This is a genomic window from Trinickia fusca (genome assembly GCF_003628145.1).
GTDB classification, from domain to species: Bacteria; Pseudomonadota; Gammaproteobacteria; order Burkholderiales; family Burkholderiaceae; genus Trinickia; species Trinickia fusca.
Genome location: NZ_RBZV01000010.1, coordinates 121,017 through 141,850, shown reverse-complemented (window position 1 = coordinate 141,850; position 20,834 = coordinate 121,017). Strand labels below are relative to the sequence as shown.

The following is a 20,834-nucleotide window of genomic DNA, read 5'->3' as shown; positions in this document are numbered from 1 at the left end:
GCTACGTTCCCCGCGACCCTTATTGCCCCGTGTAACCGACAGGCACTGTGGCGTTGGCCTTCATCACGGACGCGTTCGACGACACGACGTAGATCGGCGACTCGGTCAGCTTCAGATTGACCACGCCATTCGTGTAAGGGACGGTACTCGCATTGCCCATGATGTCGAGCACCGTCACATTGCCGCTGGTGCCGCTTGCATCGACGGTCAACGCGTAGTTGGTGCTGTAGGTCGGGCTATAGCTACCCGCCGAAGTGGGCCATTGCGCGTTGTTATGCGTCCACAACGCGGTGATGACGGTACTGCCCCCGAGTTGCTGGAACGCGTAGCCATACACCATCGACGGCAAGCCTTTCAGGCGTCCGAGTGTCTGCGTGCCATCGATGATGCGCGTCATCGCGGCGAATGCCATGGCTTCCGGCTTGGGGCTCAGGTTCGTTGCGCCGTATTGGCCCTGCGGATCGACGATGTCGAAGAACGAACCGTATCCGACTTCACCCGGGTAGTCGGGCCCATAGAAGAAGTACGTTACCTGCGCGCCTTCCCCAAGGATGATCAGATGCGCGCGCGCGGCAACGGCGGCCTGAGCATACAACTGGTTGGCCGACGGGTAGTTCGGACCGTAAGCCGCGCCGGCGTCGTAACTGATGCCGAGTTCGGTCGACCAGAGCTTCATGTTCGGCTTGACCGACTGCATTTCCGCGCGCAGCGCCTGCATCTGCTTGTCGAGCGCGTTGGCGACGTTCGCCGGGTTCGGGTCCGTGTCGTACAACTCGGGCGGATGCGCCGGGTAAGTGCCCGCGTTGTAGTAGCCGTGCGTCGTGATGCCGTCGATGTACTGGCCCAATCCCAGTGCGGCGTAGGTTTGCAGATAGCCGCTCGTGCATTGGGTCTGGCAGTTCGCCGGGAACGGGTTGGTCGTGCCCATGACGACAGCGTTCGGGTCCGTCGAGTGCAGGCCGGCGTAGACGGCGGCATACATCGAGACGAAGTTCGAGGGCGAATCGACCCACTGCGGTTCCCACGTCACCTGGTAGTAATTATTCAGCTGGCTCGGGAAGTAGGTCTTGCGAATCGCCTCCGTATCCGTGCCGACGCGGGACATGTAGCTCCGGTAGTAGGTGAGATTCGTCGGGGCGTTCGTGTCGTCCTGGAATGCCCCGGTCGGGCTGGCCCACGCGGGAATGCCGTCGAGGCGAACGAGGCGCATGGTCTTGCCGCTCGTGTAGGACGGGTTGAGTCCGGAGAGCGACGGGGTCCACGTGTTGGGTCCGTTGGGCTCCATGGCGGAGAGCTCGCGGTCGTCGATCGTTTGCGACACGCCAAGGTCCGACAGGGCGGCCGCATTGCTGTTGAAGCCTTGCATCCCGAAGCGATGCTGATCTTGATGCGCGAACGTCACGGCCGGCACGATACCCGATACGTTGGGCAGGATGCCGAACGTGGCGATACCGGTCGGACGGGTGCCGGCTTGCGGCAAGGTGCCGCCCGCATGGGTCAGCGTCGCGGTCACGGCGAAGTAGCCGCCGAGGGAGGACTGGCACGAGAGCGTGTTCGTCTGCGCACCGGCTGCAACGGGGAATGTGCCGCTGCCCTTGATGTTGCCGACATGATCCTGGATGGACCACACGACGGAGTCGGATGCCGGCGCGTTAGTGACGAGTGACAGCTTGAACGTGCTGCCCGCGGCGAACAGGCGCGTCCCATCCGAGCTCGGCGTATCGGCGGAGATCAGGCCGTTGGTGCTGCCACCTGCGGCCGCGGTGGGCGCGGAGCAGGTGAGGGTGCCGGTCGATGTCGGGTTCGATGCGGAGTTCGTGGTTGATGTTGGTGTCGTCGATGTCGGCGACGTAGGCGACGTCGAGGTTGAGCCCGATGTCGTCGATGTCGAGCCCGTGGTCGGCGAGGTTGAACCCGATGCCGGCGGGGTCGAACCGGAAGTCGCGGCGGTGGTGCCCGATGACGGAATCCAGCAACTCTTCGTGGTGCCGTAGGCGGGATCGTTACCGAACGCTGCATTCGAGCAGGTCACACCATTGGTGAAGCTCTTGGTCATGTTGCTGGCGGTCGTGCTGGCGCCGTAGAGGACATTCACCGTCCCCGTGAACGAGCAGTAGCCATTCTCAGACGCACATTTGGTCCACGAGGTCGTCGACGGCGTCGATGTGCCGGTGCTTGGGCTCGAGCTTGTGCTCGTGTTGGTGCTGCTCGACGTCGAAGCGCCATACCAGCAGCTCTTCGGGGACCCGTAGGCCGGATCCGTGTGAGAGACGACGCCATTCGCACAGTTCACACCATTCGTAAATGGTCCGTTGACGTTGTACTGGGTGCTGGTGCCGAAGACGACGTTTGCGGTCCCGGTGAACGAACAGAACTGGTTCTCTTGTGCGCAAAGCGTATAGGTGACCCCATTTACGTAGAGCGTGCTTTGAGCATGAGCGCTCGAAGTCCACAGCGTGGTGATGCTCAAAAGTAATAGGAGTGACGCGGATAATGCCTTGTTAAGAAAGCTTCTAGCATTAATCCGCCAGTGCGGGTTGGCGAATATGGGAGGATTTGTGACTGATGAATGAGGCACTGTGCGACCCTTTTGCAACGTAGAATCTGATGAATTAGGCCGGCCGTATGCTACATGAGCAATCTGATTTGGGTCAAAAGAAATTAAATGGAAAAAATGACATCATTTGAGTGATGATTATCTGTTTGGCGATCTGGCGCTGGAAATAATTATCGAGGCGTGTCGGGTGTTGGCGTCAAAATGCTTGCGCAGCAAGGCATTCAACAGACTTTTTTCCGATCGGCGAGGCAGCGGCGGGCAGGCATGGAGCCTGGAGTGGGGAGGGGGAGCCTGTCCCCCCCGAATTGTTCGAATGGTTACCGCCGAGTGATAGGTTTATTGATCTGGCTCTTTGCGATAATTGCAAAAGATGGTGATCTAATTTCCTGAAATGATCTAATTGATCACCTTGGACTTGTGGCTGGTGCCAGATTAATGGGGGTAAAAATTTCCATGCGGTTCAAAGCTTGAATCTGTTTGGAGTTCGACCCGAATATCGCGGGGGATTTTTGTCTCACAGTCGATGTCGGCGATTTCGAGCGAGAAATAGCGTCGGAGACAAGTGCTGCTCATTTCGAAGACAATTTGCAACAGGTATAGTCGCTGCACTGCGTGCATGGTTCATCCGAATGAGCCGCGTCGCTAACGAACGATCGGGGAGCAGCAATGACGACGACATCGCCGGAATCGCGATATACGCAGCAGATCCGTGCCTATCTGCACGAGCTCGAACGCGGCGATGTCGCCGCGATTTGCGCGTTGTTCACGCGCAACGCCCAGATCTTCTCGCCGTTTCTCGGCTGGATGGAGCCTGAGCCCTTCTTTGCCAAGGTCAGCGCGGCGTCGGGGCAAAGCAAGATCACCCTCATCGACATCTGCGTCAGCACGACGGGCGCGAGGCGGGCGACGGGCTATTTCGTGTACGACTGGGGCCTCAAGGACGGCTCCGCCGTCCGCTTCGAGTGCGTCGACGTATTCGAATTCGACGAAGATGGACTGATCGAAAAGATGACCATCGTTTACGACACGCATCCGGTTCGCAGCACGGTCGGCGACAAGTACGCGTAGTCCAACGGAGCCCTAAGCATCATCGGGCTTCATGCGGCGCGACAAAATTACCGCGGGTATTAGGGTAAATCGGGGGGGGGCTTTAGCTTCAATGGGTACTTCGCCGGCTAAATAAATAAGTAAATATTTCCGTGCGTGGCGATTCGCCGCAAGTGCGCGGCTTATTTGTATGAATAAATACCGCGTTCGTCCAGATTAGAGCTCATGCATCTGACTGGCTGAAAAAGCCAAACGCCGCGCACCTGACCGAAACCGGTCACGTGCGCGGCGTTAGCTCGCGGATCGACTGCCTTTTGCGGCTTATGCGGCGATGGCGGGCTCGACGGCCGTTGCCATTTCCTTGGCCGCAGCGGCCTTCTTGGTCTTGCCGGCGCGCGAAGGCGGCTGGCATGCACCGCATACGACGTTGTGTTGCAACTCGTGCTTGTGGGCCACGAACTTGCCGCTGCACCGGCAGCAAGGCGTGAGCTGAAGAATGTCTGCGTCGAAAAAGCGCACGAGCGTCCAGGCGCGCGTCAGATCGAGCACGGCCTCCGCCTGGCTATGGCGGCAATGTTCGAGATACAGGCGATAGCCTTTGGTCAGGGCATCGAGGTGCGAGCAGCCCGCCTGATTCTTCAGGAATACGTAAGTGTTGTAGAAGAGCGACGCGTGGATGTTCGCGAGCCACGTCATATACCAGTCGGCCGAGAAGGGCAGCATGCCCTTCGGCGGCGAGGCTCCCTTGATCTCGCGATAAAGACGTATCATCCGGTCGCGCGACAGCGTGAGCTCGCTCTCGAGCACTTGCATGCGCGCGCCCAGTTCGATCAGCGCGATCGCGCGGAATACTTCCTGGGCGTCTTCGGTGAGGCTCTTCTTCTGCACCATCTCACACCTTCATTCAGGCGAATTGTTCAGCCGGTTGGCCCGCAAGCAGGATCGCAGTATGCGTGGCGGCAACGTCGGTATTCTTCGCCGTTTGCGTCAACGCCGATAGCATCGCGTGATCGTTGAAGCGGAAGAAGCACAGCAAATGATCGGACGATGCAAGCTTCACGCTTTGCGCGAGCGTGAGCCCGGCAAGCAGATCCGCCAGTTCCGACGACAGGCCCAACCGGAACATGCCGATGGCCTTGTCCTCACGCAGCATGCGCTGCGCAAGCATGATGTACGACAGGTTAATTTCGCGGATCGAGTCCAGCGTTTCTTTGCTGCGGTTCATGGCTCACTTTCCGAAGCCCCCGTTTAACAAAGCCGGTAATTAGTACCGTGTAATTTTTGTCTGACCGGGCCTGATGATTTCTTGCTTCGCCCTGTGCGGCATTTGATACATCGAGTTACATCTTGTAACAACCGCGTGAGACGCATTCTAAGAAGGGCCAGGCACGAAAGCAATCCCTTCCCAATAAAATGTACGAAAAAAGCGAATTAAGGGTTTTCGGCAATTTTTTCATCTCGGCGTAACAAGAAAACTTGACCGAGTCAAATCAAGTGTATGCCTGACAGGCGCTGGCGGGCGCTCGATAGGTGCTTGATTTGAAAGAAAAATGAAGGCTTTAAACGGGGGGTGGGTAATTATTTCCATTCCCCCTGATGGGGCGCTGTGACGCATCATCGGCAATGCGGTGTCAGTGACGACTGAGCCACTGAATGAGCAGCGGGCCGCACAGCAGGCCCCACGTCACGACGCAGATCAGCAACGCTATTGCCACTGCGGCGCTGCCGCAGTCTTTGGCACGCCCGGAGAGCTCGTGGCGATCGAGTGAGATGCGGTCGATTGCCGCTTCGATGGCGGAATTGAGCAGTTCGACCAGCAGAACGAGTAGCACCGACACGATCAGCATCACGTGCTCGACCGCTGTGACGGGCAGGAGCGCGGCGACCGGCACGGCAACCGCAGCCACCGCAACCTCCTGACGAAACGCGCTTTCGGCACGCAATGTGGCCCGGATGCCTTGCACCGAATGTTTGAGCGCGAAGAAGAGGTGCAACAAGCCGCTGTGTTTCGGGGACTTGGGGGAGGGCGAATCGGGGCGACGGCTCATGAAAGTTAGTTCTTCTTGAGGATGTTGTATCCAGCACGAAGGGCTTGGACACAGATGGGTTTGCCAAGGATATCTCTGCTATCCTGCCCCATTTTTCGTCAATTGGACAGACGGGGCGATTTGTCCAATTGACGTGAGGCAGTGCTATCAAGCGCGTGGTCGTGCGCCCCTTTGCTTCGGAGTACTTGATGTCCTTGCCGTTCCTGGCTTGGTTGCTTGACGGCCTGTAAAGTTTTCGCTCGAATTGTCGTATATAACGAAACGAACGACACGTTCGCGTCGCTGCCAGTTGCCGACTTTTTCTATGCGAGGGAGCGTATGGCCAAGGTGGTCGAAGCGATCAGCGCAGCTAGCCCGCATACAACCAAGCTGTTCATGAAATTCGTCTCATCAATTCCCTTGTGGTTCAAAGCGCTTGCGAGCGCGGTCTGTTTCGCGGTTGTGCCGGCCGCCATTGCGGCACCATCGGCTGCCAGCGCTTTCGCTACCACTTCATCGTCGACGCTCGAGCTCCCCTTTGCCGCATTGGGCGCCTACTTGCCGATGCATCTGCGCGGCGTCGAAGATGCGCGCACCGTCAACGTCGGTGTCCCGCTCGATCGCGTCGTGACGGCTGCGAAGTTGCGTCTGCGCTACACGTATTCGCCGGCGCTCGTGTTTCCCATTTCGCATATGAAGGTGCTGATCAACGGCGAAGCCGTGGCGACGGTACCGTTCGATCGCGAGCACGCAGGGCAGATGCTGACGCAAGACATCGCGCTCGACCCGCGTTTCTTCGCCGACTACAACCAGCTCGATTTGCGGCTTATCGCGCATTACTCGCTCGATCATTGCGAAGACCCGGACAACTCCACGCTCTGGGCGGACGTGAGCCCCACGAGCGAAGTCATCCTCGATACGGCGCCTTTGACGCTGCCCAACGACCTGGCCCTGCTACCGGCGCCATTCTTCGATCGGCGTGACGTCAGCCGTCTGCGTCTGCCGTTCGTGCTGCCTGCCGCACCCGACGACGCGATGCTCAAGAGCGCAGGCGTGCTCGCTTCGTGGTTCGGCGCGCTGGCCGACTATCGTCAGGCGCGCTTTCCGGTCATGAGCGCGCTACCGTCCGATGCGCATGCCATCGTCGTGGGCACGCGCGCCCAGTTGCCGGCCGGTCTTACGCTGCCGGCCATCGATGGGCCGATGCTGATCGTCGTCGACAATCCGGCTGCGGAGCACAGGAAGCTGCTCGTCGTTACCGGGCGCGACGCCGCCGAAGTGGAGCGGGCCGCCGATGCGCTCGTGCTCGGCAAAGCGGCGTTGTCGGGTTCGTCTGCGCACGTCGCCCAAGTCGATATCGGTGCGCCGCGCAAGCCCTACGACGCACCGCGCTGGCTGCCGCTCGGCAAGCCGATCCCGTTCAAGTCGCTCGTCGACGACCCGAGCCAGCTGCAGGTCAGCGGCAGCCGTCCCGACGCGATCCGCTTGAACTTGCGCGTGCCGGCCGACCTCTATTCGTGGACCGGTCAGGGCGTGCCGATGAATCTCAAGTACCGCTATACGGCGCCCACGGTGCAGAACAATTCGGCGCTCGCGATCGCGATCAACGAACAGCTCGTCAAGTCGTACCGGCTGCCGCCGGCCAATGCGGAGAACACGCAGGGCCGTCTGCAGTTGCCGTTGTTGGCGAACGCCGATGCGCGCACGAGCAACGCGCTCGACATCCCGGCATTTCGGGTGGGCAGTGCGAACCAGCTTCAGCTGACGTTCAATCTCGAGTCGCAGAAGTCGGCGCTGTGCGAGGGTGTCGCGCAGAACCCGGCCCGGGCGGCCATCGATCCCGATTCGACGATCGACTTCTCGCACTTCGTCCACTACGCGCGCATGCCGAACCTCGCGTATTTCGCCAATAGCGGCTTTCCGTTCACGCGCTATGCCGACCTCGCGCAGACGGCCGTCGTCGTGCCGCGCCAGCCATCGGCACAGGATCTCGAGACGCTGCTGACGATGCTTGGGCATATGGGCCAATGGACCGGCTTTCCCGCGTTGCGGGTCCAGATCGTGCGTCCCGATGCGGTGCCGCGCGTGGCGGCGAAGGACTTGCTCGTGATCGGCGACAGCACCTCCGGCGTGCTGCCTGACGCCTGGGGGCACGCGTTGCCGTTGGCGATTGCGGCCACACCGGGCGGCCACATCGCTCGGACGGCATTCTCGGTCAAGGAGTACTGGCGCAACGGCACGCAGGTCGATGAAGGCAGCGTGCGGCTCGACGAAAGCGGTCCGCTCGCGGCGCTGCTCGGCTTCGAGCTGCCGGGCAGCGATGGCCATAGCGTCGTCGCGCTGACGGGCACCGACAGTGCGCGTCTCATCGGGCTGCTCGACGTCTTCGAGAAGCCGGGACGCATTGCGCAGGTGCAGGGCGATGTCGCCGTCGTGCGCGATGGGCGCGTCGACAGCATGCGTGTGCATGATACGTATGTCGTCGGCTATGTGCCCTGGTATGCGCAGATCTGGGGGCACGCGATGCGCCATCCGATTCTGCTCGGCGTGCTGGGGGCCATCGCTGGCCTGTTGCTTGCGATCGGCGCGTTTACAGCGCTGCAGGAGCTGTCCGCACGACGTCGGGGGCTCTGACCGATGCGGCTCCTGACGAAGCGGCACTTGCGGTTGGACGTGTCGAGCTGGGCGTCGAGCCGTGTCGTGGCCGGCGTGCTGGCCAGCGTGGCAGCGCTTGGCGCAGCGAACGCGGCCGAGTCTGCTGGAGCGGCGCGGGCCGCCAGCATGGCGGATGCCGCGGGCGCGACGCATGGCGCCTGCCAGCCGGTGTGGCCGCGCTGGGCGCAGTTCAAGCACGATTTCGTAGCGCCTGACGGGCGCGTGATCGACGTCGGCTCGGCCGACGAGCGCACGGTATCGGAGGGGCAGTCCTATGCGCTCTTCTTTGCGCTCGTCGCCGACGACCGCGAGGCATTCGACACGATCTTGCATTGGACCGAGAACAACCTCGCGCAAGGCGATCTGACCGCTCACTTGCCCGCATGGCTGTGGGGCCACGCGAAAGATGGCCGCTGGGCCGTGCTCGATGCGAATTCAGCCTCCGATGCGGATCTCTGGATCGCCTATGCGCTGCTCGAAGCCGGCCGCTTATGGCATGAGCGCAGTTACACGGCGCGCGGCACCGTACTGGCCAAGCGCGTGCTCGACGAGGAAACCGCGGCACTGCCGGGGCTGGGCCTGACCTTGCTGCCTGGCCCGGTGGGCTTTCATCCGGCGCCGAACACCTGGCGCCTGAACCCCAGCTATATGCCGCTGCAAGTGATACGCGGCATCGGGGCAAGGATGACCGACGATGCCCGCTGGCCACGTCTTGCCGCGAGCGCGGCGAAGGTACTGCGCGAAACGGCGCCGCGCGGTTTCGCGCCCGACTGGGTGCTGTATCGGAGCGGGCGCGGCTTCACGTCCGGCCCCGAGGCGCCGGCGCAGGGCAGCTACGATGCGATTCGCGTTTATCTGTGGGCGGGCATGCTCGACTCGCAGGCGGACGGCGCAGCCGATCTCGTCGCGCATTTCTCGCCGTTCGCTCAATACGTCGCCACGCATGGCGCACCGCCCGAAAAGATCGATACGGCGACGGCCGCCCCTGGCGACCATCTCGGCAACGCCGGCTTCTCTGCGGCGGCCGTGCCGTTCCTGACGGCGCACGGGCAATCGGCGCTGACGGACGCTCAGGCCGCACGCGTCGATACGCTCGACGCCCAGCATGCGCCCGGCTACTACACGAGTGTGCTGACGTTGTTCGGCCTCGGATGGCGCGACGGCCGCTATCGTTTTGCGCCTGACGGCACGCTCGACGTTCGATGGAGCGGGCCGTGCGGCGCGGGGGCGCGTTGATCCGCGCGCGACGCGCGACGGCGAGGCTCGCGTGGTTCGCCACGTGCATCGCGTTGGCGGGCGCAGCGTATGCCGAGTCGTCCGCTTCGTCTGTCGACGGGCAGTCGGCCGGGACCGCGGGTGCTGCGACACCGGCCGCGCGTCTGCTCGCGACGGCGCGCATGTGGTCGGCCAAGCATCGCGATGACCTCGCGCGGCAAGCCCTGCGCAAAGCGTTGTTGATCGCGCCCGACGATACGGTGCTGCTGGGCGAGGCGATCCGCATCGACCTGCGGCTCGGCGATGCGCGCACGGCACAGACGACGCTCGCGCGATTGAAGACGCTCGCGCCGAATGTCCCGGCGACGCTGCGACTCGAGGACGAATTCCATGCGGCAACGAATGGCCGCGAAGCGCTCGCGATGATTCGCCTGTACGCGCGCAGTGGGCAGACGCAGGAAGCGACGCGCCGGCTCACCGCGCTGTTTCCGCACGGCGCGCCGGCGGGTGCGCTGGGCGCCGAGTATTACCGCGTTCTCGCGGGCACGCCTGCCGGCTATGCGCAGGCGGTGGCCGCGTTGCGGCAGCGCGTGGCGGCCGATGCGAGCGACACCGACGCAGCGCTTGCGCTTGTCGCTTTGCTCGATGACCGAAGCGAAACACGCGCCGAGGCGAACCGTTTGGCCTGGAGCCTGGCGCGTCGCACCGATGTCGACCATACCGCTGCCATGAATGCCTGGCGCAACGTGCTCAGCTTGGCCGGCGAAGATCCGGCCTATCTCGATGCGTTGCGTGCCTACCTTTCGATGGTCCCGGGCGATAGCGAATTCGGCGAGCGCGTAGCCCACCTTCAGGCCCGACTCGAGGCGCAGCGCGCACTCGAGCGCGAGCCCGATTACATCGCCGAACAGCAGGGCCTGCGCGCACTCGCGCATGGCGATCTGGCCGCGGCAGATCCTCTGCTGTCACGCGCGGCACAAAACCGTGCGCACGACGAACAGGCGGTGGGTGGCCTTGGGCTCGTGCGCTTGCGTCAAGCGCGGCATGGGGAAGCGCGCGAGCTGTTTCAACGGGCGGCGGCATTGAACGGCGTCGACCGCGCGAAATGGGAAAGCCTCGCGCGCACCGCGCTGCTGTGGGGCACGCTGGCGCAGGGACGACAGGCGGCTGAAGCCGGCCGCCCCCAGGACGCCGAGCAGGCGGCCAAGGCTGCTTTGTCGATGGATGAGTCGAATACGCAGGCGAAGCTGATGCTGGCCGATGCGTGGCTTGCCGAGCGCAACTGGCATGCCGCTGAGCCATTGCTTCGTGAGTTGCTGACGGCACGCGAGCCGAGCCTGGGCGCGGCGCGCAGCATGCAGACATTGCTGCAAGACACCGGCCGAGCCGACGAGGTCGGTCCGTTGCTCGATGCGCTGCAAACGCGCTTTCACGCGGCCGATGAGCGTGCGGGACTTGCGCAGCTGCGCGCCGACGCGCTTGCGAACGACGCCCAGCGCCTCGCCGCGGCAGGCAAGCGTGGCCCGGCCGCGCAACGCTACGAAGCGGCATTGCGCGTGGCGCCCGATGCGCCGTGGACACGCTTTGCGCTCGCGCGTCTATATCGCGACCTCGGCTTGCCGCAGTTGGGCCGAGCCGTCATGGACGAGGGCATCGCCGTGTCGTCGTCCCCTGAGATGCGCTATGCGAGCGCGCTTTACCGCAATTCGATCGACGATGTGGCCGGTGCACAGGCCGTGTTGGCACCGGTGCCCGAGGCCGCGCGTAGCGAAGGCATGCATGCGCTCGCACGCAGGCTCGATGCGGAGCAAGCGCTGGCCGATGCGCGGCGAGCGTTCGCAAACGGCGCGCAAGATGCGGCGCGCGACGCGTTCGAGCGCGCGCGTACGCTCGGTGCCGACGATGCGTCCATGACAGCGTCGGTTGCTGCGCTGCTCATCGGCGAAGGGCAGGCCGACCGCGGCCTGACGCTCATGCGCGACTGGATGGCCGGGCATCCGCGCGAAGTCGATGCCGACGTGCGCTTGCGTTATGGCGACCTGCTCGGCAGTGCGGGACGCAACGACACGCTTCGAGCGTGGCTCGACGACTTGCGTGGCGACCCGCATCTGACGGCGGAGCAGACGCAGCGCCTCGAAGACCAAGCGCTGCGTCTAGTGCTGCGCGAGACTGACGCGGCGCTCGAGCAGCGCGACTTTGCGCGTGCGCGGCGCACGCTCGCGCAGGCGAGTTCGGCTGGCAAGCGCGATAAGCGCTACGCGCTCGAACTGGCCGATCTCGAACGAACACAGGGGCATTACGCGGCCGCGCAGGCCGCATTGGCGCCTGTGCTCGCACGCACGCCCGACGACGCTGATGCGCAGCTCGCGCTGGCTCGCGTGTTCGAGCAGAGCGGCCAGCAAGACGAAGCGCTCGCCATCGTCGAACAAGTGCTCGAGGCAACGCCGCCCGAGGATGTCGAGACGCGCTTGTCGGCCGCCCGGCGGCTCGCAGCGCTGCGCCGTCCCGCGCAGGCCGAGCGCATCACGTCCGCGCTACGCGATGCCTATCCGGCGCGGCCCGACGTGACCGTCGAGGCGGGCCGGCTGGCTGCCGACACGGGACACTACGAGCAGGCTGCCGCGCTTTACCGCGTGTCGTTGACGCAGGAGCGTGCCGCTGGCATCGGCGCACGCGGGTCCGACGCCACGCCTGCGCAGGCCGCGTTGGACGACCTCGAGCAGCGTCGCGATCCCGAGGTCGAGGTGGGTTGGATGCCGGCCTACAAGTCGGGCGATGCCGGCGCTTCCGACTATCACGCGCAGCAGGTGCCGGTCTACGTGCAGATTCCGTATCGCTACGATGGGCACTTCTTCGTGCACCTGGATGCCGTGCATCTCGATGCAGGTACGCTCGACGTCACGAACCCGCCGACCTACGCGTTGCAGACGTTCGGCACGTATTCGGCGTTCGTCGACAGCGGGAAGGCACTGCCGCCTGTCGCTGACACCGATCTGCATCAGCGTGCGAATGGCGTCGCGATCGGCACGGGATATACCTCCGATGCGTGGCGCTTCGACGTCGGCACGACGCCGCTCGGCTTTCCTGTCCATTACCTGGTCGGTGGGGTGCGCTACCGCTTCGATGCGGGCCCGGCGAGCTTCTCGGTCAGCGCGTCGCGGCGGCCGGAGACCAGCAGCGAGCTGTCCTACGCGGGGCTGCGCGATCCCTGGACGCATGCCGTATGGGGCGGCGTGCGCCGCGACGGCGTCGATTGGCGGACGAGCATCGACATCGGCCGCGTCAACGTCTTCTCCGAGGTCGGGGCTGGCGAGCTCACGGGCCGTCATGTCGCCGACAATCAGGAGATCACCCTGCGCACGGGCTTCATGGTGCCGGTGTACGAGCGCGCGAACATGCGGTTCAACACGGGGCTCGTCGGCAATGCCTGGCACTACACGAGGAACCTGCGTTTTTATACCTACGGTCAAGGCGGCTACTACAGCCCGCAGCGCTATTTGTCGCTGGGCGTGCCGATCGAATGGGCGGGCAAGCAGGGCGGGCTCAAGTGGGATGTGACGACGACGGTCGGCGTGTCGAACTCGTATGAGAAGGATTCGCCGTACTACCCGGACGGCTTGCCCAGCGGTGCCGGGCTGCCGCCCGGGCAAAGCTTCGGCGACCTCGTCCATGCCGGCGGCTCGAGTGCGCTCGGCTTCTCATACGGCGTCAGCGGCATGGTGCAGTACCGCTTCAACGGACACGTCGTCGCGGGGGCACGCGTCGCGATCGACCATGCTCACGACTACGCGCCGAGTTCGGCGATGGTGTACGTGCGTTACTCGTTCAATGCGCGCAAGGACGATGACAGCTTCTGGCTGTCGCCCGTGCGTCTATATTCAAGTTATTAGACGAATGCAAAGACCTCGCGTGAGTCCCGATCCGATCCGTGCCGATGCGTCCACTTCAGAGAGGCGGGCGTCGCTCGTCGCTGCGGTGCGCGATGCGTTCGCGCTGCGCGCGACCGAGGCGAACCGGCTCGCCATCGATGCACTTCCCGACCAGCTCGCCGATCTGAGCCCTGGGCGCTTGTACGCGATCTATGCGCGCATGGGCTGGCCCGGTTGCAATGCCTTGCTGTGGGATACCGTGCGCGAGGCGCGCTCGCGCCATGTGACCGTCGTGCTTGCCAGCACGCGCGCGGCCGCAGCGGAGCGGATGCGCGAGCGCGGCTTCGCGCCGGGCGTCGCGGCGCTTGGGTGGCCGCGACGCTTGAACGTACTGGCGATGCCGCAGGCAAGTCAGGCGGCAGAGCACGCGGAACCAGCGAACGAACGGGCGTCTTCGCACGCTGCACGGCCGGCATTCGCCCACCTGTTCGGGGCGTTGCGTGCGCTCAAGCGCTTCGGCTTCCGTTCGCACGCACTGTATTTCGTCGAGCATGCCGAGCGTTGGTTTACCTGGAGCGACCCCGACGTGCTCGCTCGCGAAGGGCGTCTGCTGGCGAACTGGTGCGAGGCGCGCAAGATCACGCTCGTGCTGCTGCTCGACTCGACCCTCGATGCCGAGGCAGGCGCAGACAAAGACGCCCTGGCGCGTGAAGATCGCTTCTCGATGCACGCGAATTCCGCGGACCGGCGCGAATTCCATGGAGCGTGCACGGGTGTCGCGCACCTGCATCGCACGCACGGCGAGCTGTTGTGGCGCGTCGACTTTTGGCGTTCCGGCCATGCGCTTACGACCGGCGAAGTTCATTCGCTGCGCTTCACCGAGGCCGGGCGTTTGACGGTTGCCCCCGAACTCGCGGCCGCGCCGGCCGCGCAAGCAGCCATGTCGCGGCTTGCCGGCGATGAAGAGCGCGTCGTCGCGACGCGGGCCGTCGTGAGAGATGAACGCTGGGTGCCGGCCGAGTGGACGGTCGCCGACGATTACGATGCCGTGCACGTGGCGTGCACGGGTGCTGTTGCGACGACGGTGCTGCTCGACTACACCGACGGCGCGAGCCTCGAGGCATTGTGCGCAACCGTGCACACGCTGCGGCGCCAATGCGGCCGCGCGCTTAAGATCGTCGTCGTCGAACGAGGCGAGGTGCTGCGTCATCAGTACGAGTTGTTGCTGCTGAGTCTCGGCGCCAATCTGCTGTTGGGGCGTGATCTGCCGTTCTCGCGTGTGCAATCGTTGCTGCGCTCGCTGCAAGGCCAGGTCGACACGCGCCCCGTCGCGACCGACTACAAGGCCGCGCTGGCGGCCGCGCTGACCGACGCCGTGCGTGGCTACCTGCCCGTTGCAGCGTTTTGCGAGCGGGCTCAGGCCGTGCTCGAGCGTGGCGCGCAATTGAGCCTGCCTCACGTGCTCGCGAAGCTGCCGCTGCTGCCGCAGGTGTCGCACCTCGAGGCGATGAAGAGTTGCAAGCCGCGCCGCGCGGGCGACGTATTCACGGCTGATGAGGCCAATCTGTATGTGTTCTTGTTCGCATGCCGGCTACCCGATGCCGATGCAGCGCTTGCGCACATCTTCGACGTGCCGGTCGAGCGCTGGTCCGATCGGCTCGTCTACTTGGCCGAAGCCAGTATCGCGCGCGAAGTCAAGGCGCTCGCCGAGGCGAATCGCCGCGCGCCGATTGCCGATTACAGCGATGTCTTTCCTGCGGCCTCGACGCAAGTCGCGGTGGCCGTTTCGGCTTCGGCTTCGGCTTCGACGCCTGCGCAACGTGCCAGCGGCAAGGCGGGTCTCAAGGTCGGCCCGCGCAAGCACGACATCGAACGGGCGCGTGAGGCGGCCTCGCAATTGCAGGCGGTCGAAGCCATCCTGGCGCACATCGACGGAGAGTCGGTCCGTGCCAATAGCGATGCCGATCCGGGTACCGAAAACGAAGCCGCCGCCGACGCCAACCGTGGCACCGACGCCCAAGCGGCCGAGCGCGCGCCAACATCCATGGCCATGCCGCGGCGCCGCGCCGAGCGCCATATGATGCCGCTCGTACGCGGCCGGGGAGAAACGACATGACGACCTTCTTGCTGCTGTGCTTCGCAGCCGGCGTAGTGGGCGCGGTGCCGGCATGGATCGGGCTTCAGCGCGTCCGTGCGCGCCAAGGCTGGGTGGATGCGAAGCGCTTCGATCCGCGTGACGCCGTCGTGGTTGAAATCGAGCCTGTGGTGCTCAATGGTCGGCTGCTGCCTGAGGCCGATCATGTTGAGGAGGCGACACGATGAAGACGATCGCGCTCGTGTCGACGGCCGGCGGCACAGGACGAACGACGCTGACTGCGGCGCTGGCCGTGCTGCTCGCGCGGCGGCGCCGTGCGGTGGTCGCAGTCGACTTCGATCCGCAGAACCTGCTCGGCGCCCACCTCGGGCTCGACACGTTTTCAAAGGTGGGGCTTGCCGATGCAATGCTGGGCCGTACCGCCCCGTGGCGCGAGCATACGTGGCGCAACGACGAAGGCGTGCTGTTCGCGCCGCATGGCGAGCTTGCACTCGATGAGCGTACCGCCAGTGAAGCGCGGCTCGTTTCGGAGCCTCGCTGGCTAGCGCAGGCGCTCGCGCAGATCGATTTGCCCGATAGCGCGGTTGCGTTCGTCGATACGCCGCGCTATCCGTCGCCGCAGGCCGCGCATGCGGTGCGTTGCGCCGACCTCGTGTTGTGTCTGACGCCACCGGAGCCCGCCGCGTGCGCCACGCTCGTGCGTCACCTCGCGCCGCTGCGACGCGCAAGCGCGCACCTGCAAATCGTGGTGAACCGGCTGAACCCGGCGCGGGACATGCAGCGCGATGCACTCTCGCTGCTGCAGGCTGCCGTTGGCGCAACGACGACGCTCGATCAGCGCGTGCACCTCGATGCCGCCATGCCCGAAGCGTTCGCTCGCGGTACGTGGTTCTTCGACGATGCGCCGCATTCGCAGGCCGCGCATGACCTGCAAGGTCTCGCGAACTGGCTCGACACGTGGCTCGGCCCTGTCGCGGCCCGCGGCGTCACGCGCAAGGGATGAACGAGATGCAACAGACGAAGCCCGCCACGCATCGTCCGCCACGCGCGTGGCTTACCCGCATCGTCGAGTGGTTCGCCACGGGCCTCGGGTTGCCGCGCGAACGCACGGTGCTCGATTGGTTCGTGCGGCTCTTCTTCATGCCGTCGGCGCCAGGCAAGCCTGACTACGCGCGCCGCTGGGTGCAAACCGTGCTGCTCGGCCTGGCCCGCAAGTGGGGCGTGCTCGATCCACACGACTGGCGCGGCTGGCTCTGGCGAGCATTCGTGCGTCCACCCAAGGCGCACCGTACCGCCAACGTGCGGCGTGCGAGTGAAGTGCTGCGCTGGATCGACGTAACGCTCGTCCCTGTGTTTGTCGCCGTGCGCGCCGTATGGCATCGGGTCGAAGCGACGCTGGCGTGGCTGCCTTGGCAGCGCTGGGGAAGCGGCCTCGAACGTGTGACGCAGCGCGTGGGCCACATCCGCTGGCTGTTGCTGCTGCTGGTCGCGCTGGGCCTCGTGTTGTGGGTCGGCGTCGGCTTTTCGCCGCTGCGGCCGGGCCCGCAGTTCGAGTTCTTCGCCGTGACGGTGGCCTTCGCGCTCGTGATCCGGCGCTTGCCGGGACGGCTGCCGGTGTTGCTGCTCGCCGCGCTGGCGCTGCTCGCGATGGGCCGCTACGTCTGGTGGCGCGTGACACAAACGCTCGACTTCCAGACCTCGGTTGAGGCGATCGTCGGCTACGCGCTGCTCGGCGCCGAAGCGTACACGTGGATGATCCTTGCGTTCGGCGTTGTCCAGACGGCGTGGCCGCTCAATCGCACGGTCGCGCAGATGCCGCCCGATTCGTCGCAATGGCCGAGCGTCGACATCTACATCCCGACCTACAACGAACCGCTGGCGGTCGTGCGGCCCGCGGTGTTCGCGGCACAAGGGGTCGACTGGCCGGCCGACAAGCTGCGTGTGTATGTGCTCGACGACGGACGCCGCCCCGAATTCGAAGCGTTTGCACGCGCGGCCGGCATCGGCTATCTGACGCGCGACGACAATCGCTTCGCGAAGGCCGGCAACATCAATCGCGCCCTCGCGCGCACGCACGGCGAATACATTGCGATCTTCGACTGCGATCACGTGCCGACACGCTCGTTCCTGCAGATGACGATGGGCACGTTTCTGCGCGACCCGAAGTGCGCGATGGTGCAGACTCCGCATCACTTCTTCTCGCCGGACCCGTTCGAGCGCAACCTCGGCACGTTCCGCCGCGTACCGAACGAAGGCGAGCTTTTTTACGGCCTCGTGCAGACGGGCAACGACCTGTGGAACGCCTCGTTCTTCTGCGGTTCGTGTGCGGTCATCAAGCGCGGGCCGCTGGAGGAAGTGGGCGGCATCGCCGTCGAGACCGTGACCGAAGACGCGCACACCGCGCTCAAGCTGCATCGGCGCGGCTATACGACAGCCTATCTGCCGACCGTGCAGGCCGCGGGTCTCGCGACCGAAAGCCTCGCGGGCCACATCAAGCAGCGCACGCGCTGGGCGCGCGGCATGGCGCAGATTTTCCGCATCGACAACCCGTTCCTCGGGCGTGGCCTCGGCTTCTTTCAGCGTCTGTGCTACGGCAATGCGATGCTGCACTTCTTCTACGGCGTGCCGCGGCTGATCTTTCTCATGATGCCGATGGCGTACCTGTTCTTCAGGCTCTACTTCATCAATGCGTCGGCCATTTCGATCGCGAGCTTCGTGCTGCCGTACATCGTGCTGTCGAACATCGCGAACTCGCGTATGCAGGGGCAGTTTCGACATTCGTTCTGGGCTGAAGTCTACGAATCGGTGCTTGCCTGGTACATCGCCTTGCCGACGACGTTCGCGTTCTTCAGCCCCAAGCATGGCAAGTTCAATGTGACCGACAAGGGCGGCCGCATCGACGAAGGCTATTTCGACTGGGCCGTGTCGAAGCCGTACCTCGTGCTGCTTGCGTTGAACGGGCTTGCGCTGCTGCTCGGCGGTTATCGGCTGATGGTTGCGTCCGGCGACGAGCTGTCGACGATCACGTTGAATATCGTCTGGACGATCTACAACCTGGTGCTGCTCGGAGCGGCGATCAGTGTCGCCAGCGAGGCGAAGCAAGTGCGTGTGACGCACCGTATTGCGTTGCGCGTGCCGGCCACGTTGTTGCTGACGGACGGCACGACGGTTGCTTGCACGACCAGCGACTACTCGACGGGGGGCCTGGGCCTTCAGTTACCGAGCGCCGATCTGGGCCTCGCGATCGGCGATACGCTCCACGTGTCGTTGAGCCGTGGCGATCGCCTGTTCAGCTTTCCCGTCAGCGTGACCCGCTATGCGGGCAGCAATCTCGGCGTGCGATTCGAAGCGCTGACACTGGAGCAGGAACGCCAGCTCGTGCAATGCACGTTCGGCCGCGCCGATGCATGGCTGAACCGGCGCGAGCTGACCGAAGAGGACGCGCCGCTGGCAGGCTTGAAGGAAGTGTTGCTGATGGGTATCGAGGGCTATGCGCGCCTCGCTCGCAACGTGTCGCGTGCGCTGCGCGCGTGGCTGGCGCCCGAACGCGCGCGCTATTGAACCGGGACAAGTGGACTGCTGCCCGATGACGGAACCCAAGCCATGACGATCTGGAATCTGTACTTCCTGCTGAAGCTCTATCTATTCGCGGTGGGGCAATTGAAGCCGCTGTGGGTGGCGAACATCGTGCTCGCATTGGCGCTTGCCGCGACGAGCCCGATCCGGCATCGCGGCGGGCGCTTCGCGCGCTTGTCGGTGGGGCTGGCGATCGCCGTTCCGCTGCTCTATCACGAAGCGAACGTGCCGCCTTTCTCGCGCCTCGTCGAAACGTTCGCGCAGTTGCGGACGTTCTCGTTCACTTACTGGCTCGAGCTCGCGCAACGTGTCGTGCCGCCCACGGTGCTCATCGCGGCCGTCGTGGCCGTGGCCGTCTACTTCGTCGTCAACCGATGGCTGCGTGTGGCGACGTTCGTCGTCCTCGCACTCGTGGCGCTGCCCGTATGGAACGCGGTCAGCGTGGCGTTGACGCCGACGCAAACGAGCGCTACGAGCGCTACGAGCGGCGCACGCAGTACCTTGGTCGACCAGCCGCTCGATCACAACGCTGCGCTTGCTGCGTTCCGCACTCAGGAGGCGCAGCGTCAAGTTCCGTTCGGCCGGTTGAGTGCAGACCCGAATGCGCAATTCGACGTCATCGTGCTGCACGTCTGCTCGCTGTCGTGGGACGATCTCGACGTATCGAAGGCGCGCGACAACCCGATGCTCAGTCATTTCGACTACCTGTTCACGAACTTCAGCACTGCAGCGAGCTACAGCGGACCGGCCGCGATTCGCGTGCTGCGCGCAAGTTGCGGACAGGAGGTGCATGCCGACTTGTACAAGGACACGCCGCCGCAATGCCATCTGTTTACCGATCTTGCGCAGGCCGGCTACACGACGCAGGTCCTGTTCAATCACGATGGCCACTTCGACAACTTTTTATCGATCGTGAAACAGAACATCGGCGTACCCGACGCGCCGATCGTCTCGAACGAGCGCGCCACGGTGCCGATGCAAGCTTTCGACGGCTCGCCCGTGCACGACGACTACTCGACGCTGGCCGGCTGGTGGACACAGCGCGCACAAACGACAGGGCCCGTGGCCTTGTACTACAACACGATCAGCTTGCACGACGGCAATCGTCTGGTCGGCAAGCCGAACCTATCGAGCCTCGACTCGTATCCGCTGCGTGTGAACACGCTGATGAACGAGGTCGACGAATTTGCCGACCTGATTTCGAAGTCGGGCCGGCGCGCGGTCATCGTGTTCGTGCCCGAGCATGGCGCTGCGCTGCGCGGCGACGGCAACCAGGTTGCGGGCTTGCGCGAGATCCCGACGCCGCGCGTCGTGCACGGGCCCGTCGGCGTGCGGGTCGTCGGCCTGCCGGGCCAGCACGGGCCGACCACCGTGATCGACCAGCCGACGAGTTTCCTTGCCCTCGCGCAGCTGTTGTCGAATCTCGTCTCCAACAGCCCGTTCAAGCCGGGCATCGTGCTGTCGCAGTACGCGGCGAGCCTGCCGCAGACGCAGATGGTCGGCGAGAACGAGGGCACGGTGACGATGAGGACCGCAACCGGCTATGCCGTGAAGACGCCAGATGGCGTATGGGTGGATCAAAAGTGACAGCAAGTCGCCAAGAATCGTCGGGCGGCGTGCCCGTCAACGATGTCGCGGGCCTCGCGCGCCATGTGCCCGAGCTCGATCCGTCGAAGTACGTCGACGAGCAGGCGAAGCTTGCGTATGAAGAGGCGCGCGTCAAATGGCCCGTTCTCGCGAAGCTGATGGGGCTGGACGGCAGCGAGCAGGAGGAGGCTGCCGCTGCCGAGCAT

General features: G+C 64.4%; 14 protein-coding genes and 1 pseudogene. 11 read left to right on the top strand and 4 right to left on the bottom strand.

The genetic code is table 11. The features are described 5' to 3' along the window. Positions 1 to 19: 19 nt before the first annotated feature. Positions 20 to 1,630 carry a hypothetical protein gene (locus D7S89_RS20645; protein WP_245983099.1) on the bottom strand — a complete coding sequence of 537 codons (1,611 nt, stop codon included), beginning with the start codon at positions 1,628 to 1,630 and terminating at the stop codon, positions 20 to 22. Between D7S89_RS20645 and D7S89_RS27535 the strand changes: the two genes are divergently transcribed. Further along, on the top strand, positions 1,620 to 1,994 hold the full coding sequence (locus D7S89_RS27535; RefSeq protein WP_183085297.1) for a hypothetical protein: 375 nt from the start codon (positions 1,620 to 1,622) through the stop codon (positions 1,992 to 1,994). The two genes, D7S89_RS20645 and D7S89_RS27535, sit on opposite strands and share 11 nt — an antisense overlap. Before the next feature lie 1,229 nt (positions 1,995 to 3,223). Further along, a complete protein-coding gene (locus D7S89_RS20640; RefSeq protein WP_121280607.1) occupies positions 3,224 to 3,625 on the top strand; it encodes a nuclear transport factor 2 family protein in 402 nt (133 codons plus the stop codon). A 300-nt stretch (positions 3,626 to 3,925) separates the two neighbouring features. On the opposite strand, the gene flhC is transcribed toward D7S89_RS20640, so the two are convergent. From flhC to D7S89_RS20625, 3 genes are all read right to left on the bottom strand, one after another. Next, complete coding sequence (gene flhC / locus D7S89_RS20635) at positions 3,926 to 4,492, bottom strand: flagellar transcriptional regulator FlhC (protein ID WP_121280722.1); 567 nt, start codon at positions 4,490 to 4,492, stop codon at positions 3,926 to 3,928. 16 nt (positions 4,493 to 4,508) lie between these two features. Continuing rightward, the gene (flhD, locus tag D7S89_RS20630) at positions 4,509 to 4,829 is read right to left on the bottom strand and encodes a flagellar transcriptional regulator FlhD (RefSeq protein WP_121280605.1); all 321 of its coding nucleotides are present in this window, start codon (positions 4,827 to 4,829) and stop codon (positions 4,509 to 4,511) included. 406 nt (positions 4,830 to 5,235) lie between these two features. Beyond that, positions 5,236 to 5,652, bottom strand: a complete 417-nt coding sequence (locus tag D7S89_RS20625) for a diacylglycerol kinase (RefSeq protein ID WP_121280603.1) — start codon at positions 5,650 to 5,652, stop codon at positions 5,236 to 5,238. Between the two features lie 375 nt (positions 5,653 to 6,027). On the opposite strand from D7S89_RS20625, the gene bcsB reads away from it, so the two are divergent. The 9 genes and pseudogenes from bcsB to D7S89_RS20580 form a co-directional block, all read left to right on the top strand. Next, the gene (bcsB, locus tag D7S89_RS20620; protein ID WP_425470863.1) at positions 6,028 to 8,265 is read left to right on the top strand and encodes a cellulose biosynthesis cyclic di-GMP-binding regulatory protein BcsB; all 2,238 of its coding nucleotides are present in this window, start codon (positions 6,028 to 6,030) and stop codon (positions 8,263 to 8,265) included. A gap of 3 nt (positions 8,266 to 8,268) precedes the next feature. After that, a complete protein-coding gene (bcsZ, locus tag D7S89_RS20615; RefSeq protein WP_121280599.1) occupies positions 8,269 to 9,522 on the top strand; it encodes a cellulose synthase complex periplasmic endoglucanase BcsZ in 1,254 nt (417 codons plus the stop codon). Then, positions 9,489 to 13,391: a cellulose synthase subunit BcsC-related outer membrane protein gene (locus D7S89_RS20610; protein ID WP_121280598.1), complete on the top strand. Its 3,903-nt coding sequence runs from the start codon at positions 9,489 to 9,491 to the stop codon at positions 13,389 to 13,391. The genes bcsZ and D7S89_RS20610 overlap by 34 nt, the downstream gene beginning before the upstream one ends. A 4-nt stretch (positions 13,392 to 13,395) precedes the next feature. Continuing rightward, positions 13,396 to 15,486 (top strand): cellulose biosynthesis protein BcsE, encoded by a 2,091-nt coding sequence (bcsE, locus tag D7S89_RS20605; RefSeq protein WP_121280596.1) that lies wholly within the window; start codon positions 13,396 to 13,398, stop codon positions 15,484 to 15,486. Next, positions 15,483 to 15,692: a hypothetical protein gene (locus D7S89_RS20600; RefSeq protein WP_121280594.1), complete on the top strand. Its 210-nt coding sequence runs from the start codon at positions 15,483 to 15,485 to the stop codon at positions 15,690 to 15,692. The genes bcsE and D7S89_RS20600 overlap by 4 nt, the downstream gene beginning before the upstream one ends. Then, positions 15,689 to 16,468, top strand: coding sequence for a cellulose biosynthesis protein BcsQ (bcsQ, locus tag D7S89_RS20595; protein WP_121280592.1), 780 nt, complete (start codon positions 15,689 to 15,691; stop codon positions 16,466 to 16,468). Before D7S89_RS20600 ends, bcsQ begins: the two co-directional genes overlap by 4 nt. Next, positions 16,465 to 19,026 (top strand): UDP-forming cellulose synthase catalytic subunit, encoded by a 2,562-nt coding sequence (gene bcsA / locus D7S89_RS20590; protein ID WP_425470859.1) that lies wholly within the window; start codon positions 16,465 to 16,467, stop codon positions 19,024 to 19,026. Before bcsQ ends, bcsA begins: the two co-directional genes overlap by 4 nt. Before the next feature lie 42 nt (positions 19,027 to 19,068). Continuing rightward, positions 19,069 to 20,628, top strand: a complete 1,560-nt coding sequence (gene bcsG, locus D7S89_RS20585; RefSeq protein ID WP_121280590.1) for a cellulose biosynthesis protein BcsG — start codon at positions 19,069 to 19,071, stop codon at positions 20,626 to 20,628. Then, positions 20,610 to 20,795: pseudogene (locus tag D7S89_RS20580) on the top strand (hypothetical protein); the annotation flags it as partial. The gene bcsG and the pseudogene D7S89_RS20580, both read left to right, overlap by 19 nt. Positions 20,796 to 20,834 lie beyond the last annotated feature (39 nt).

Excerpts from the sequence above, each read along its gene's own strand:
- D7S89_RS27535 (WP_183085297.1), top strand. The coding sequence starts at position 1,620 with ATGGACCACACGACGGAGTCGGATGCCGGCGCGTTAGTGACGAGTGAC.
- D7S89_RS20640 (WP_121280607.1), top strand. The coding sequence starts at position 3,224 with ATGACGACGACATCGCCGGAATCGCGATATACGCAGCAGATCCGTGCC.
- flhD (WP_121280605.1), bottom strand. The coding sequence starts at position 4,829 with ATGAACCGCAGCAAAGAAACGCTGGACTCGATCCGCGAAATTAACCTG.
- D7S89_RS20625 (WP_121280603.1), bottom strand. The coding sequence starts at position 5,652 with ATGAGCCGTCGCCCCGATTCGCCCTCCCCCAAGTCCCCGAAACACAGC.
- bcsB (WP_425470863.1), top strand. The coding sequence starts at position 6,028 with ATGAAATTCGTCTCATCAATTCCCTTGTGGTTCAAAGCGCTTGCGAGC.
- bcsZ (WP_121280599.1), top strand. The coding sequence starts at position 8,269 with ATGCGGCTCCTGACGAAGCGGCACTTGCGGTTGGACGTGTCGAGCTGG.
- D7S89_RS20610 (WP_121280598.1), top strand. The coding sequence starts at position 9,489 with ATGGAGCGGGCCGTGCGGCGCGGGGGCGCGTTGATCCGCGCGCGACGC.
- bcsE (WP_121280596.1), top strand. The coding sequence starts at position 13,396 with ATGCAAAGACCTCGCGTGAGTCCCGATCCGATCCGTGCCGATGCGTCC.
- D7S89_RS20600 (WP_121280594.1), top strand. The coding sequence starts at position 15,483 with ATGACGACCTTCTTGCTGCTGTGCTTCGCAGCCGGCGTAGTGGGCGCG.
- bcsQ (WP_121280592.1), top strand. The coding sequence starts at position 15,689 with ATGAAGACGATCGCGCTCGTGTCGACGGCCGGCGGCACAGGACGAACG.
- bcsA (WP_425470859.1), top strand. The coding sequence starts at position 16,465 with ATGAACGAGATGCAACAGACGAAGCCCGCCACGCATCGTCCGCCACGC.
- bcsG (WP_121280590.1), top strand. The coding sequence starts at position 19,069 with ATGACGATCTGGAATCTGTACTTCCTGCTGAAGCTCTATCTATTCGCG.